Here is a 13,782-nt window from a genome sequence, read left to right on the forward strand (position 1 = left end):
GTGGCGGCATGGCCGAGAAGAGCACGACCCGCGAGAAGACCGCGCCCGAGCCCGACGACGCGCGCAAGCCCGACGACGTCACCGACATCACCAAGCGCTCCTGGTTCTACGTCCTGAAGAAGACCGGACGCGAGTTCGGCGCCGACCAGTGCACCGACCTCGCCGCCGCCCTCACCTACTACGCCGTGCTGGCGCTGTTCCCGGCGCTGCTCGCCATCGTCTCCGTCCTCGGCCTCTTCGGCCAGGCGCAGGCGACCACGCAGACCGTGCTCGACCTGGTCGGCAACCTCGCCTCCGCCGAGGTCGTCGACCTGCTGCGCGATCCGATCCAGTCGCTGGTCAACTCGCCGGCCGCCGGCGTCGCCTTCGTCACCGGTCTCGTCGGTGCGCTCTGGTCCGCCTCCGGCTACGTCGGCGCCTTCGGCCGCGCGATGAACCGCGTCTACGAGATCGACGAGGGCCGCCCGTTCTGGAAGCTGCGCCCGACCATGCTCGGCGTCACGGTTGTCACCGTGATCCTCATCGTCGTCGCCGCGCTCATCCTGGTGCTGAGCGGCCCGGTCGCCACCGCCGTCGGCGACGTCGTCGGTCTCGGCCCCGCCGCGCTGTCGGTCTGGAACATCGCCAAGTGGCCGGTGCTGGTGATCATCGCGGTGCTGACCATCGCGATCCTCTACTACTGGGCGCCGAACATCCGCCAGCCGAAGTTCCGCTGGATCAGCGTCGGCTCGATCCTCGCCCTCGCTATCTGGCTGCTCGCCTCGGTCGGCTTCGCGTTCTACGTCGCCAACTTCTCCAACTACAACAAGACCTACGGCTCGCTCGGTGGCGTGATCGTCTTCCTGCTCTGGATCTGGATCACCAACATCGCCCTGCTCTTCGGCGCCGAGTTCGACGCCGAGCTCGAGCGCGGCCGCGAGCTCCAGGCCGGCATCGAGGCGGAGGAGACCATCAAGCTGCCTCCGCGCGACACCGCCGCGAGCGACAAGAAGGCCGCCGTCCACGAGAAGGACGTCCGCGACGGCCGCTGGCTGCGCCTCTCCAGCGAGAACCGCGGCCAGAAGGGCCCCTCGCAGGACGACGAGGCCGCGAAGGACTCCGAGAAGGCGGCCGCCAAGGACTCCGAGAAGGACTGACCGCCTGCAGCCTCGCTGGTCGCGCAGCCGCAGCAGGCGTCGTGTCCCGCTCATGCTGGTCGAGTAGCCCCGCAGGTACGTCTGGAGCTCATGCTGGTCGAGTAGCCCCGCAGGGACGTCTGGAGCTCATGCTGGTCGAGTAGCCCCGCAGGGGCGTATCGAGACCCACCACCGTCAGCGGGGCAAGTCTGCAGACTCATCCTCCGACGCCGGCGGATCTCGATCCGCCCGCTCCGCGGGCTGCTCGATCAGCACGGCCGAGCTCCCGAGTCGCACTCGGTTCAGGACTCGAGCCCCCACAGCTCCCGGTAGTACTGCGCCCGCTCCTCGTCCGACTCGATCCCGTACTCGCGGAGCAGCAGCGGCCCCCAGCCCTCGCCGTAGTTCCAGCCGAGGCTGACCACCGCGACCGCGAGATCCGCCCAGCGGTCGCCCACGCCGAGATCGCCGACGTCGACGGAGGCGCACCAGCGGCCGTCGACACCGATCAGGGTGTTCGGCGCGCAGGCGTCCCCGTGCACGACGACGGGCTCGTCCAGCGCCGGAGCCGCGCCGAGCGCCGCGGGGCGCCGATCGAACCACGAGTCGCCGCGCAGCGCCGCGGGCACCTCGGCCACCGACAGTGCGTGCACCGCCCGCAGTGCCGCCGCGATCGCCCGCACCGCCTCCTCCGGCCGCGCGATCCACTCCGGAGCGACAGCGCTCGCGCCGTCGATCGGCGCCGTCAGCAGCCACTGCGCCTCGGCGTCCTCGCCGCGCTCGAGGATCCGCGGCACCGGATGCCGTCCGGCGAGCCACTCGAGCCGCGCCGCCTCCCGCCCGAGGTCGACACCGCGCGCCCGCAAATTCCACTTGAGGTACCCGTCCCGCACCCGGAAGGTCAGCCCGTCCAGCTGGTTCCGCCACACCAGCTCCGGCGCGACTCCCCCGTTGAGCGCGATCGCCACCTCGGGCACCCGCACCCCCGCCATCGACGTCTGCCTGCTCAGATCCGGCCCGCTCATCCCTCCACCCTCCCGCGAGATGCCACTTGTGCACGCAATCCTCGGCGTGTCGCGTGCACAAGTGGCATCTCGCGGACCGTCAGCGCAGGTAGCGGAGGAGGAGGGTGTCGCCAGCAGCGAGCACGTGAGCCAGGCGCACCTCCCGCGGAGTCGCAGCGCCGCGGGCGATGCGGCCGGCGTCGCCCGACTCGAGCGACGGGCTGATCGTCAGGCACAGCTCGTCGACGGCGTCCGCGGCCAGCAGTGTGCCGAGGAGGCCCGGACCGCCCTCGCAGTGGATCCGGCCGAGCCCGCGCTCGACGAGCGCCGCGCGCATCCGTCCCGCATCCAGCGCGTCCTCGCCGCAGACCAGCACGTCCGCGACCTCGGCCAGCTCCGCGCGCCGCCGCTCCGGCGACGTCCCGGTCGTCACCACGATCGGCCGCACCGGCGCCTCCGTGAAGATCCGCGACCCGGGATCGAGGTCCAGCGACCCCGACACGATCGCGAGCACCGGGTGCGGAGGCAGCCCCGCCGCCGTCCGCGCCGCCGCGGCCTCGTCGCCGAGCACCATCGGCCCGTAGCCCTCGGTCCGCACCGTGCCGGCCGCGACCAGCACCACGTCGGCCAGGCGCCGCAGCAGGTCGAAGACCCGCAGATCCGCCTCGCCGCCCAGCGCCCCGGAGACGCCCTCGCGGGTCACCGCGCCGTCGATGCTCGAGACGAAGTTCACCCGCAGCCACGCGTCACCGGCGCCGTCCGCGTAGGCCGCGAGCAGCTGCTCGTCGTCGAGGTCCTGGGCGGGCGCCGGCCGGAGCCGGTCGATCGCCGCGCTCACGCGCGGTCCGCCGTCTCGTCGGCCGCGACGTTGTGCCGCAGATACGCCGGCTGCCGCCAGCCGAGCACCGCCTCGGTCAGCCGCACCGCGTCCACCGCCTGCCGCACGTCGTGCATCCGCACGATCCGCGCGCCGTTCAGGATGCAGATCACCGCCGCGGCCAGCGATCCCTCGAGCCGCTCGCCCTGCGGCCGGTCGAGGGTCTCGCCGATGAAGTCCTTGTTCGACACCGCCGCGAGCACCGGCAGCCCGAGGACCGACAGCTCCCCCAGCCGTCGCGTCAGCTCCAGCGTGTGCAGCGTGTTCTTATTGAGGTCGTGCCCGGGATCGACGATCAGCCGGTCGTCGGGGATCCCCGCCGCCCGCGCGCGCTCCACCCGGACGCGCAGGTGCTCGATCACCTCCGCCACGACGTCCTCGTACTGCGGCGCCGCCGGCTCGCTGCGCGGCGCACCGACACTGTGGGTCACGACGAGCTGGGCGGAGGAGCCCGCGAGCACCGCGAGCATCCCCGGATCGTGCAGCCCGCTGGTGTCGTTGACGACGGAGGCGCCCTCGGCGATGCTCGCCCGGGCCACCTCGGCGCGGGTCGTGTCGACGGAGATCACCACGTCGCTGCGCCCGTGGATGGCCGCGACCACCGGCACCACCCGGTCCAGCTCCTCCTGGAGCGAGACGGCGGGCCCGCGGCCGAACGGCACTCCGCCGATGTCGACCCAGTCGGCGCCCTGCTCGGCGGCCCGCACCGCGGCCTCGACGGCCCGGTCGAGCGCGAAGGTGGAGCCCTTGTCGTAGAAGGAGTCGGGTGTGCGGTTCACGACCGCCATCACCGCGACCTCCCGCTCGAAGTCGAACCCGCGTCCGCCGATCGTGCGCCTCATCGTCCGTCGTCCCTCCGGCTGCCCGCGCCGAGCGAGCGTCGGCGCGCTTACCCTAGACGAGCCGCATCGGCGACGGCTGCGGCGGCAGCAGCGGCGTCGTCGCGGCGTCCTCGAGCAGCACCTGGAAGAGCAGGTGGTCCTGCCACTCCCCCGCGATCCGCAGGTAGCGCCGGGCCACTCCGATCCGCTCGAAGCCGTTGCGCTCGAGCACCGTCTGCGAGCCGACATTGTGCAGCAGCGTGCCCGCCTGCACCCGGTGCAGCCGCAGCTCGTCGCGGGCGAGGCCGAGGGTCGCGCCGACCGCGCGGGTCATCACCCCGCGGCCCTCGAGCTCGCCGTCGACCCAGTAGCCGAGGTCCGCGCTGTCGAAGGCGCCGCGCACCACGTTCGAGAGCGTCACCCGCCCGACGAGCTGGTCGCCGCGCTCGAGCACCAGCGGGAGCAGCGCCCCGGACCGGTGCCCGTGCAGCGCGTCGGTGATCGCGTCGGTCTGCCCGCCGGACTCGAAGAACCGCGCCGACCGCAGCGGCTCCCACGGCGCGAGGCGGCGCCGGTTGCGGCGGTACGCCTCGGCGAGCGCGGGACCGTCTTCGCGGACGATCAGGCGGAGGACGGTGCCGTGGCCGACGGCGATCGAGGCTGACACCCTGCGAGGCTAGACCGATCCGGTCCGTTAACGCACGAACCCCCGGCCGGGGCCGGGGGTGTCGTCGTGGTGGGCGATACTGGGATCGAACCAGTGACCTCTTCCGTGTCAGGGAAGCGCGCTACCGCTGCGCCAATCGCCCGCTGCTCCCTAAGAAGCGCCTCGCTCGGTGAACGATCGAGGTGGATACGGGATTCGAACCCGTGTATACGGCTTTGCAGGCCGCTGCCTCGCCTCTCGGCCAATCCACCGTGTACGGGATTCGGTGTCGGCGGCCCCTCGGAGAGTGATCTCCACGGGCCGACCAGGTGAAACACCGACCCGGGGGCCGGTTCTTCGAGCGGATGACGAGATTCGAACTCGCGACCCTCACCTTGGCAAGGTGATGCGCTACCACTGCGCCACATCCGCATGATGTGTTGGATTGCTGTCTTGCTGCCGATTGCTGGTCTTGCCTGTCTCCCCGGCGCTTTCGCTGCCCGGCTCGACCTAGAAGACTGTATCCGAACGCCGCGCGAACTTCCAAATCGACGGCGCCCCGATTCGCGCGCCGCGACGCCGGACCCGCGTCGTTCCGCGCGAAACCGGCCCGCAACCCGCTGTTCACCCGGGCGTGGCGCGCCGTTCCCGGTGCAGCGGAGCGCCGCGGATCCGCTACGATCGTTTCTCGGGTCGTCCACAAGACGGCCGTCAGGGCGATTGGCGCAGTTGGTAGCGCGCTTCCTTCACACGGAAGAGGTCATCGGTTCGAGTCCGGTATCGCCCACCACCAGAACCCCCGGTCCGCCGGGGGTTCTCGCATCTCCGGCGACGTCGATCGCGATGCTGCTGCCGTGCCGGAGACACTGTGTGACCCAGGACGCGCCGTCCCACCACCGTCGCGGAGCGCCGATCTAGACTGTCGCTCATGCGTGCGGCGGAAGAAGTGAAGCAGCCCCTGGTCCTGCGGGACCTTCCGACCGTCGAAGCGGACGGCAAGACTGTCGTGCCCGACGAGGTCGCTGCAGCACTGGCCGCCCGGATCATCGCACGAGAGAGCGAGCTCCTCGAGCGTCTCGCCGGCGAGTGACCGTCTACCTCACCAGCGAGCAGGTCGTCGCGATCAATGCGGCGATCAAGGGCAGCCAGGCCAGGTGCGACGACCCGGCCGGAGTCGACGCCGCCGTCGGACGTGCGTCGTCCACCTTCGGCGGGCTCGATCTCCTCCCGACGCTCTGGCTCAAGGCCGCCTCGCTCCTGCACGGAATCGCGAGCACGCAGTACTTCGCTGACGGCAACAAGCGGACGGCGTTCGTCGCGGCGACACTGCTGCTCGAGCTCAACGGTGCGCCGCTGAAGCCGATGGAAGTGATCGCGAGGGAGGTGCTGGTCCTCGGGGCCGCGGTGAGCCTGCTCAGCGTCGAGCAGGTCGCGGAGTGGTTGGAGGTGCACGCACTTGCGGCGGACAGCCGCGTCTTCCTCGACGAGGACAGGACGACCATCGTCGGCGGGACGCTCCATCTGACGGAGTTCGCGCACGGCGCGAGTGTTCTTCGCAACGTCCACGCGACGGACGTTCGGTTCCTCGGGCCGGCCGTCGTCACCTTCCTCGGCCGGACCGCGCTCTTCAATCCGTTCTGGGAGTACGGAGAGCAGCGGGAATCGATGCTCTACGAACGTCCGCCCGGCACGTCGATCGTCGGGGTCACGGTCTTCGAGAACAGCGTCTTCGAGCGCTGCCTCTTCTCCGACATCGGCATCGCAGGCACTGCCGAGATGCTGCGCGACTTCCGGCGTGAGAGCGGCGACCTGGGTCCCATCGGCTTCACCCTGTGATCGGCGGCGCTCGCGGCATCCGCCGCGTGAGGCCCCAGCTGTGTCGGCCGGAGACCGAGCACTCGCCCGCATCGGAGGCACTCTCGTGATGGGTCGCTCCCACGCCGTCTCCGGCGCGCTCGCCTGGTCCGTCGTCACGACCGTCCCGGCCCTCGCCGCACCGCTCGGTCTCGCTGGCCTGCCTCTGGACCTGCGGCTGGTCGGCCTCGGCGTCGCCGCCGGCTGGGCGCTCGTCCCGGACGCCGACCACGCCCGGGCGACGATCTCGCGCTCGGCACCCGGCGCGTCCCTCCTCACCGCGACCGCCGGCCGCATCAGCGGCGGCCACCGGCACGGGATGCACTCACTGCTCGCGGTCGCCGTCGTCTGGTACCTGATCCCGCTCCTTGTCGCCCTGCGCTTCCCCGTGCCGCTCGTCGGCCCGGTCTCGCTGGCCGCCGTGCTCACCCTGCCGGCGATCGCCTTCGCCGCGAAGGCGGTCAGGGCTGCGCCCTCCTGGCCGATCGCCTGGGCCGGCGCGCTCGTCGTGACCGTGCTCCTGGTCACCCTCGCCGACGGCACCTGGGCCTGGCTGCAGGTCGCCGCGACCCTCGGCTACCTCGTGCACGTCGCCGGTGACGCCCTCACCACCGAGGGGATCAACTGGCTCTGGCCGCTGCGGATCCGCTCCCCGCGCTGGGTGCGCCGCACGCCCGTGCTGCGGCGGCTCTGGACGTCCGGCGGCTACGCCGCGATCCCCGTCCTCGGCTCGGCCGGCTCCTGGCGCGAGACGATCCTCTACTGGCTGATGTCGGCCGCCACGATCGTGCTCACGGCCTGGCTGCTCGCCGAGGAGCTCCTCTGACCCCGGGCGGGAGCCCTCAGTACACCGCCCCCGGGTTCATGATCCCCAGCGGATCGAACACCGCCTTGATCCCGCGCTGCAGCACCATGGAGTCCTCGCCGAGCTCCTCCGCGAGCCAGCGGCGCTTCAGCAGCCCCACCCCGTGCTCCCCGGTGAGGGTGCCGCCGAGCGCCAGCGCCGTGCGGAACAGCTCGCCCGCCGCCGCCCAGACCTCCTCGCCGACCCCGTCGGACCCGGCAGGCACGACGAAGTTCGGGTGCAGGTTGCCGTCGCCCGCGTGGGCCACGGTCGGGATGCTCAACCCGGTGCGCTCCTCGATCCCGCGGATGGCGGCGAACATCGCGGGCAGCGCCGAGCGCGGCACGCACACGTCCTCGATCAGCACCTCGCCCTCGGCCTCGAGCGCGGGATGGAACGCCCGCCGCACCGCGAGCAGCGCCTCGCCCGCCACTGGGTCGTCCGTCGACTCGGCGTCCCCGCCGGCCTCGGCCACGATCGCGAGGATCCGGTGCGCCTCCTCCTCCGCTCCCCCGCCGTCCGTCTGCACGAGCAGGTAGGCGGCGCCGCGGTCGAGCTGCGCGCCCGTGTAGCGGCCGATCGCGGCGAGCGCCCCCTCGTCCATCAGCTCCATCACCGCCGGTCGGAGGCGGGCGGCAGTGATGGCGGCGGAGGCGGCCGCCGCGGCGACGACGCTCGGGAAGTACGCGCCGACGGTCACGACGCGGCCCGCGGGGATCGGCCGCAGCTTCACCGTCGCCTCGACGATCACCCCGAGCGTCCCCTCCGAGCCGGTCAGCAGCGCCGTGAGGTCGTAGCCGGCGACGCCCTTGACGCTGCGCCGCCCGGTCCGCACCAGGCGCCCGTCTGCCAGCACGACGGCGAGCCCGAGCACCGCCTCGCGGGTGACCCCGTACTTCGCGCAGAGCAGCCCGCCCGCGTTGGTGGCGATGTTGCCGCCGATGCTCGAGATCGCCTTGCTCGCCGGGTCGGGCGAGAAGATCAGCCCGTCGGCGGCGACCGCGTCCGACAGCGCCTGATTGAGCACGCCCGGCTCGACCACCGCGAGCTCGTCCTCGAGCGAGATCTCCAGGATGCGGTCCATGGCCGCCGTCGAGAGCACGATCGCGCCGTCGCGCCCGACGGCCCCCGCGGCGAGTCCCGTCCCCGCGCCGCGCGGAACGACCGGCACCCGGTGCTCAGTGGCGAGCCGGAGCGTCGCCTGCACGTCGGCAACCGAGCGCGCGCGGACCAGCGCGAGCGCGCGCCCGCCGGCGGTCCACCCCGACTTGTCGGTGTGCGCGGACTCGAAGTCCAGCCCCTCGGTCGTCACCGCGTCGCCGAGCTCCTCGCGCAGCCTCCGGAGGACGAGCGCACTGCCGTCGGTCTCGGCACCGCGGGTCTCGGTGCCGACGGTCTGCGTGCCGACGGTCTGTGTGCTGCTGGTCTCGGTGCTGCTCATGGGGGTCACTCCGGGCGGATCGCGGGTGGGCCTCTCGATCCTTCCACGGCAGCCCGGCGACGCGGCAGGATGGGCGGATGAGCGGATCGCGGCGATGACCGGCCCCACCAGCGCGGGCATCCTCCTGCACCGGCTGCGCGGCGGCGAGCGCGAGGTGTTCCTCGGCCGGATGGGCGGCCCGCTGTGGACGCGCCGCCCGCGGGCCTGGTCGATCCCCAAGGGCCTGCACACGCCCGAGGAGAAGCCGCTCGACGCCGCTCGGCGCGAGTTCGAGGAGGAGATCGGCGTCGCCGCCCCGGACCTCGATTACGCGCTCCTCGGCGCCTACCGCCAGCGCTCCGGGAAGACCGTCACCGTCTTCGCCGCGGAGTCCGCCGACGAGGTCGCGTTCGTCGCCAGCAACACCTTCGAGCTCGAGTGGCCGCGCGGCTCCGGAGTGGTCCGCGCCTACCCGGAGATCGAGCGCGCGGAGTGGCTGCCGCTCGAGCGCGCCCGCGAGGAGATCACCGCCGGGCAGGTGTCCGCGCTCGACGATCTCGAGCGGACCCTGTCCGCGACGGACCGACCGGCGGCCCAGCGCCCGGACGCGCAGGACTCGGCTCAGTAGTCGAGGACGTCCAGCGGCATCGCCAGGTCGTCGTCGGTCGCCATCGGCACGGGCCGGCCGAGCCGGCGGGCGCGGTCGCCCAGCTCCGCGACCAGCGCCTCGTCGACGATCTCCGCGGCGTCCTCGGGCTCGTCCTCGACGAGCATCTGGCTCGACGGTCCGAGCAGCAGCCGGGCCGTCAGCACGCCACCACCGCGCCGGACGGGGATCTCCACCGTGGCCGCGGTCGCCGTCGAGGCGAGCATCCGGGCGTACTCGAGCACCGCGTCCGCGATGTCGTCCCCGGTGAGGACGCTCCCCTCGGCGTAGTGGATGCGTCGCACGGCGTACTCCTTCAATCGGCGGAGCGGCCGGCTGCAGGAGAGCCCGGCCGGCTCCCTCCCCAGGGTGGCACGCGCTCCCCGGCGCGCAGGCGGATCAGCGGACATCCGCCGGGGGCTTTACTTCCCGGCCCCGCCCCCGCCGCGCCCGCGGTCGTCGGCCGCCGAGTAGACCCGCAGCGCCAGCGGCACGATCCGGACCCTCGCCTCGTGGAAGCCCTCCGGCTCGCCGTCGAACACCTCGCTCTCGCCGTCGTGCGCCCACTCCGGGTCCACGCCGGCCGGTCGCCGCGCTCCCACCACGACGCCCGAAGTGCTGGCCGACTCGACCACCGGCGCGCGCCAGCCGGGCACCCGCCCGACCACCGGCGTCGCGCCCCGCCCGAGCGCCAGCGACACCGCGCCGCGGGTCCGGGGCGTCCGTCCCGAGTGCAGCACGCGGATGTCGAGCTGCCCGTCGTCCAGGCGCCGGCGGGCGAGCGGCGTCGCGGTGCGCGGGTGCTCCCGGTTCACTCCGACGAAGTACGACCAGACCAGCTCCGTCCGCCCGTCGCGCCGCAGCTCGAACGGGTCGGTCGAGCGCACCACCTCGAAGGCGGCGAGGACCGCGGCGAGCGGCTTGCCGATCACCTTCTCGCGCTTCTCCCGCGCGGCCACGAACTCCGGGTACAGCCCGATCGAGACGGTGTTCAGCACCGTGACCGGCTCGGCGTCCCCGGCCGTCACCTCGGCCACGTCGACGTCGCGGCGCTCGCCGTGCGCCGCCGCGTCGAGCGCGTCCTGGATCGTCACCAGGCCCAGCGCCTTGGCGAAGTGGTTCATCGTCCCGCCCGGCAGCACCAGGAGCGTCATCCCCTCGGCCCGCGCGAGCCCCGCGCCGACCGCCATCGTCCCGTCGCCGCCGTAGACGCCCAGCACCTCGGGCGGAGCGTCGCCGGTGCGCGCCGCACGCACCACGTCGCCCAGATCCTCGCCCTCGCTCAGCCGGTGCACCCGCGCCGCGGGGAAGCGCTGCAGGATCAGCGGCTCCGGATCCGGCCGGTGCGAGTCGCGTCCGGCGCTCGGGTTGAGCACCACCAGCAGCCCGGCTCCGTCGCCGAGCGGACGCACGTCGACCGGCGGCCGGCTCGTCCGCTCCGAGACGGGGACGTGCCGCGGGCGCGCCGGCACCAGCACCTTCCCGAGGCCCGCGACGGCCGCGCCGATCGCCGCTCCGCCGACCACGTCGGAGAGCCAGTGCACCCCGACGTGCAGGCGCGAGAAGGCCACGGCGGCGGCGAGCGGCGCGACGGCCAGTCCCACCCGCGGGTTCTCGAGCGCGACCCCGGCGGCGAAGGCGGTGGCACTCGCCGCGTGGCCGGAGGGGAAGCTCGGCGAGGTGGGCACGCGGGCGAGCCGCCGCCCCACCGGCACGTCCACCACGAGCGGCCGGACGCCGCCGAAGAGCTGCTTGCCGACGAGGTTCGCCGCGGCACTCGCCACAGCCAGCGACGCCGCGCCGCGCGCCGCCTCGCGGGGCCGGCCGGCCAGGAGCAGCAGCGCCCCGAGCCCGAACCAGAGCACCCCGTGGTCAGCGGCGCGCGAGAGCCCGACCAGCGCTCCGTCCACGAGCGGCACCGCACGGCGCGCGTTGAGCTTCCGGGCGGCGCGGGCATCGGCCCGGCGCACGGCGCGCGGCACGGCGAGGACGCGCCGGAGCAGGACGGACGGGGGTCGGGTTCCGCGCAGAGGCATGCCTCCAGGGTAGGAGGCGCCTTCCGCGACTCCCTGAGTTTCGGGCGGCTAGACCTCGCCGAACCCCGACTCGACCAGGTCGGCCAGCCGCCCCACGGCCTCCTCCGCCTCGGCGCCGGTCGCCGAGATCGCGACCTCGTCGCCGCGGTCGAGCCCGAGCGACATCACGCCGAGCAGGCTCGTCGCGTCCTTGCCGTTCACGTCGATCCGCGCGTCGAAGCGGGTGGCGAGGGTGACGAAGTCGGCCGCCGGCCGGGCGTGCAGCCCGTTCGGGTTGATCAGCCGCACCGTCCGCCGCACGCTCGCCGACTCGGCGGGCGCCGCGGGCGACTCGGCGAGGAGTGCGCCCCGCGCCGACTCCGCCGCCGCGAGCACGTCCGCCAGCGCGGCACCGGTGCCCGCCGCCACGGCCGCCGCCACGGCGCCCTCCACGAGCGGCGCGTCCGCGATCCGCACCCGCTCCCGCGCCTCGTCGTCCAGGAACTCCACCGCGGTCTCCGCGGTCATGATCGCCGAGCCGAGGTCGCAGAGCACCACGGCGCCCTCGCCGGAGTCGGCCTCGGCCAGCGCCGCGGTGATCCGCTCGAAGCTCGTCCCGATCCCGCCGTCGTCCGTGCCGCCCGCGGCGACCAGCGCGACGTCGGGCGCCATCTGCGCCGCCAGCTCCACGAGTCCCTCGGCCAGTCGCGCGCTGTGCGAGACGAGGACGAGCCCGACGCTCACGCCGCCGCCTCGGCCGCGGCGCGCAGCAGCAGGACGCTCGACACGCTGCCCGGATCGCGGTGCCCGACGGCTCGCTCGCCCAGGTAGCTCGCTCGGCCCTTCCGTGCGACGAGCGGGTCGGTCGACTCCGCTCCGCCCTGTGCCGCGTCCGCCGCCGCGGCGAGCACGGCGGCCGCCGGGGAGCCGTCGGCCGAGGCGGCCTGCGCGGCCTCGACCGCCGGCGTCCAGGCGTCCACCATCGTCTTGTCGCCGACCTCGGCCTTGCCGCGCAGCACGATCCCGTCGCGCGCCGCCGCGAGCAGTGCGGCGATCGCGGCACCGTCGAGCGACTCCTGCCCGGTGACCGCGCCGGACGCCTTGAGGAACGCGGTGCCGAACAGCGGCCCGGAGGCTCCGCCTACCGTCGAGATCAGCGTGGTCGCCACCAGCTTGAGCACCTCGGCCGGAGTCGCGAGCTCGGCAGCCGCGTCGAGCTTCGCGACAACGGCCTGGAAGCCGCGGTCCATGTTCTCGCCGTGGTCGCCGTCGCCGATCGCGCGGTCGAGCGTGATCAGCTCCACCCGGTGCTCCGAGACCGCCTGCGCCGCGGCCCGGATCCACGCCACAGCCCATGCCGCGTCGAGCCCCAGTGCTCCCTGTCCGTCCTGCATCGATCCGTCCTCTTTCCTGTGTCGCCTCTGCGACCGTCGTGTCGTCGTGCGGTCGTGTCGTCGTGTGCGCGCCGCTGTCCGGGCCGGGCGCCTGCCCTCTGCTCGGGGCCGCTCAGCGTCCCCAGCGCAGCGCCGCGGTCTGCACCGGTGCGTCCCAGAGCTCCGTCAGCGCGTCGTCCAGCTTCAGCAGCGTGATCGAGACCCCCTGCATCTCCAGCGAGGTGACGTAGCTGCCGACCAGGCTGCGCCGCACCGTCACGCCCTTCTCGGCCAGCACCTCCGCGGCACGCCGGTAGACGAGGTAGAGCTCGACCTGCGGGGTGCCGCCCAGTCCGTTCACGAAGAGGAGCACGTCGTCGCCGGAGGAGAAGGGCAGGTCCTCGAGGATCGGCGCGAGCAGGCGGTCGACGATCCGGTCGGCCGGCTCGAGCGGGATCCGCTCGCGGCCGGGCTCGCCGTGGATGCCGATGCCGATCTCGATCTCGTCCTCGGCCAGCTCGAAGCTCGGCTCCCCCGCGTGCGGCACCGTGCAGGGCCGCAGCGCGACGCCCATCGAGCGGACGTTCGCGACGACCGTCTCGGCGATCGCCGCCACCTCGTCCAGCGAGTCGCCGCGCTCGGCCGCCGCTCCGGCGATCTTCTCCACCATCACGGTCCCGGCCACGCCGCGGCGCCCCGCCGTGTAGAGGGAGTCCTTGACGGCCACGTCGTCGTCCACGATCACCGAGCGGACCTCCACGTCGTCGGCGAGGGCCAGGTCGGCCGCCGTCTCGAAGTTGAGCACGTCGCCGGTGTAGTTCTTCACGATGTGCAGGACGCCCGCACCGCCGTCGACCGCCTTCGTGGCGGCGACGATCGGATCGGGAGTGGGCGAGGTGAACACCGGCCCGGGCACCGCGGCGTCGAGCATGCCGACGCCGACGAAGCCGGCGTGCAGGGGCTCGTGCCCGCTGCCGCCGCCGCTGACGATGCCCACCTTCCCCTGCCGCGGAGCGTCGACGCGAACCACGAACAGCGGATCGGGCTCGACCCGCACCAGGTCGGCGTGCGCGAGGCCGAATCCGGCCACGGACTCCGCGACGACGTTCTTCGGGTCGTTGATGAGCTTCTTCATCGAGGTCTCCTCCAGGGCGCTCCGCTCCGTCG

Annotated in this window: 15 protein-coding genes and 4 tRNA genes; 6 read left to right on the forward strand and 13 right to left on the reverse strand. The window is 73.5% G+C overall.

All coding sequences use genetic code 11. The annotated features are described in order from the left end of the window. Positions 1-8 precede the first annotated feature (8 nt). Positions 9-1,136, forward strand: coding sequence for a YihY/virulence factor BrkB family protein (locus C1I64_RS08645; RefSeq protein WP_127886934.1), 1,128 nt, complete (start codon positions 9-11; stop codon positions 1,134-1,136). A 281-nt stretch (positions 1,137-1,417) separates the two neighbouring features. Here C1I64_RS08645 and C1I64_RS08650 read toward each other — a convergent pair whose 3' ends face one another. From C1I64_RS08650 to C1I64_RS08680, 7 genes are all read right to left on the reverse strand, one after another. Continuing rightward, a complete protein-coding gene (locus tag C1I64_RS08650) occupies positions 1,418-2,140 on the reverse strand; it encodes a phosphotransferase (protein ID WP_208645104.1) in 723 nt (240 codons plus the stop codon). Positions 2,141-2,219: 79 nt separating this feature from the next. Next, complete coding sequence (locus tag C1I64_RS08655) at positions 2,220-2,957, reverse strand: pyrimidine reductase family protein (protein ID WP_127886935.1); 738 nt, start codon at positions 2,955-2,957, stop codon at positions 2,220-2,222. Beyond that, positions 2,954-3,838 (reverse strand): dihydropteroate synthase, encoded by an 885-nt coding sequence (gene folP / locus C1I64_RS08660; RefSeq protein ID WP_127886936.1) that lies wholly within the window; start codon positions 3,836-3,838, stop codon positions 2,954-2,956. The genes C1I64_RS08655 and folP overlap by 4 nt, the downstream gene beginning before the upstream one ends. A 52-nt stretch (positions 3,839-3,890) precedes the next feature. Beyond that, positions 3,891-4,484 carry a GNAT family N-acetyltransferase gene (locus C1I64_RS08665; RefSeq protein ID WP_127886937.1) on the reverse strand — a complete coding sequence of 198 codons (594 nt, stop codon included), beginning with the start codon at positions 4,482-4,484 and terminating at the stop codon, positions 3,891-3,893. Positions 4,485-4,551: 67 nt separating this feature from the next. Next, positions 4,552-4,626, reverse strand: a tRNA-Val gene (locus C1I64_RS08670). A gap of 38 nt (positions 4,627-4,664) precedes the next feature. Then, positions 4,665-4,735: transfer RNA gene (locus C1I64_RS08675), tRNA-Cys, on the reverse strand. Positions 4,736-4,823: 88 nt separating this feature from the next. Next, positions 4,824-4,895: transfer RNA gene (locus C1I64_RS08680), tRNA-Gly, on the reverse strand. Positions 4,896-5,177: 282 nt separating this feature from the next. Between C1I64_RS08680 and C1I64_RS08685 the strand changes: the two genes are divergently transcribed. From C1I64_RS08685 to C1I64_RS08695, 4 genes are all read left to right on the forward strand, one after another. Beyond that, positions 5,178-5,253: transfer RNA gene (locus C1I64_RS08685), tRNA-Val, on the forward strand. Positions 5,254-5,391: 138 nt separating this feature from the next. Continuing rightward, complete coding sequence (locus C1I64_RS20020) at positions 5,392-5,553, forward strand: hypothetical protein (RefSeq protein WP_164874492.1); 162 nt, start codon at positions 5,392-5,394, stop codon at positions 5,551-5,553. After that, positions 5,550-6,299: a type II toxin-antitoxin system death-on-curing family toxin gene (locus tag C1I64_RS08690; RefSeq protein WP_127886938.1), complete on the forward strand. Its 750-nt coding sequence runs from the start codon at positions 5,550-5,552 to the stop codon at positions 6,297-6,299. Before C1I64_RS20020 ends, C1I64_RS08690 begins: the two co-directional genes overlap by 4 nt. Before the next feature lie 88 nt (positions 6,300-6,387). Then, positions 6,388-7,143: a metal-dependent hydrolase gene (locus C1I64_RS08695; protein WP_127886939.1), complete on the forward strand. Its 756-nt coding sequence runs from the start codon at positions 6,388-6,390 to the stop codon at positions 7,141-7,143. Between the two features lie 16 nt (positions 7,144-7,159). Here C1I64_RS08695 and C1I64_RS08700 read toward each other — a convergent pair whose 3' ends face one another. Then, positions 7,160-8,602 carry an FAD-binding oxidoreductase gene (locus C1I64_RS08700; RefSeq protein ID WP_127886940.1) on the reverse strand — a complete coding sequence of 481 codons (1,443 nt, stop codon included), beginning with the start codon at positions 8,600-8,602 and terminating at the stop codon, positions 7,160-7,162. 94 nt (positions 8,603-8,696) lie between these two features. Between C1I64_RS08700 and C1I64_RS08705 the strand changes: the two genes are divergently transcribed. Beyond that, the gene (locus C1I64_RS08705) at positions 8,697-9,209 is read left to right on the forward strand and encodes an NUDIX hydrolase (RefSeq protein ID WP_127886941.1); all 513 of its coding nucleotides are present in this window, start codon (positions 8,697-8,699) and stop codon (positions 9,207-9,209) included. Here C1I64_RS08705 and C1I64_RS08710 read toward each other — a convergent pair. From C1I64_RS08710 to dhaK, 5 genes are all read right to left on the reverse strand, one after another. After that, entirely contained in the window at positions 9,203-9,532 is a 330-nt protein-coding gene (locus tag C1I64_RS08710) for a hypothetical protein (RefSeq protein WP_127886942.1), read from the reverse strand. The two genes, C1I64_RS08705 and C1I64_RS08710, sit on opposite strands and share 7 nt — an antisense overlap. A 117-nt stretch (positions 9,533-9,649) precedes the next feature. Then, positions 9,650-11,263: a bifunctional phosphatase PAP2/diacylglycerol kinase family protein gene (locus C1I64_RS08715; RefSeq protein ID WP_127886943.1), complete on the reverse strand. Its 1,614-nt coding sequence runs from the start codon at positions 11,261-11,263 to the stop codon at positions 9,650-9,652. Positions 11,264-11,311: 48 nt separating this feature from the next. Beyond that, positions 11,312-11,986 (reverse strand): dihydroxyacetone kinase phosphoryl donor subunit DhaM, encoded by a 675-nt coding sequence (gene dhaM, locus C1I64_RS08720; protein WP_127886944.1) that lies wholly within the window; start codon positions 11,984-11,986, stop codon positions 11,312-11,314. Further along, positions 11,983-12,636, reverse strand: a complete 654-nt coding sequence (gene dhaL, locus C1I64_RS08725; protein ID WP_208645105.1) for a dihydroxyacetone kinase subunit DhaL — start codon at positions 12,634-12,636, stop codon at positions 11,983-11,985. The genes dhaM and dhaL overlap by 4 nt, the downstream gene beginning before the upstream one ends. 112 nt (positions 12,637-12,748) lie before the next feature. Further along, complete coding sequence (gene dhaK, locus C1I64_RS08730) at positions 12,749-13,750, reverse strand: dihydroxyacetone kinase subunit DhaK (RefSeq protein WP_123704887.1); 1,002 nt, start codon at positions 13,748-13,750, stop codon at positions 12,749-12,751. Positions 13,751-13,782: the final 32 nt, after the last annotated feature.

The organism is Rathayibacter festucae DSM 15932 (genome assembly GCF_004011135.1).
GTDB classification, from domain to species: domain Bacteria; phylum Actinomycetota; class Actinomycetes; order Actinomycetales; family Microbacteriaceae; genus Rathayibacter; species Rathayibacter festucae.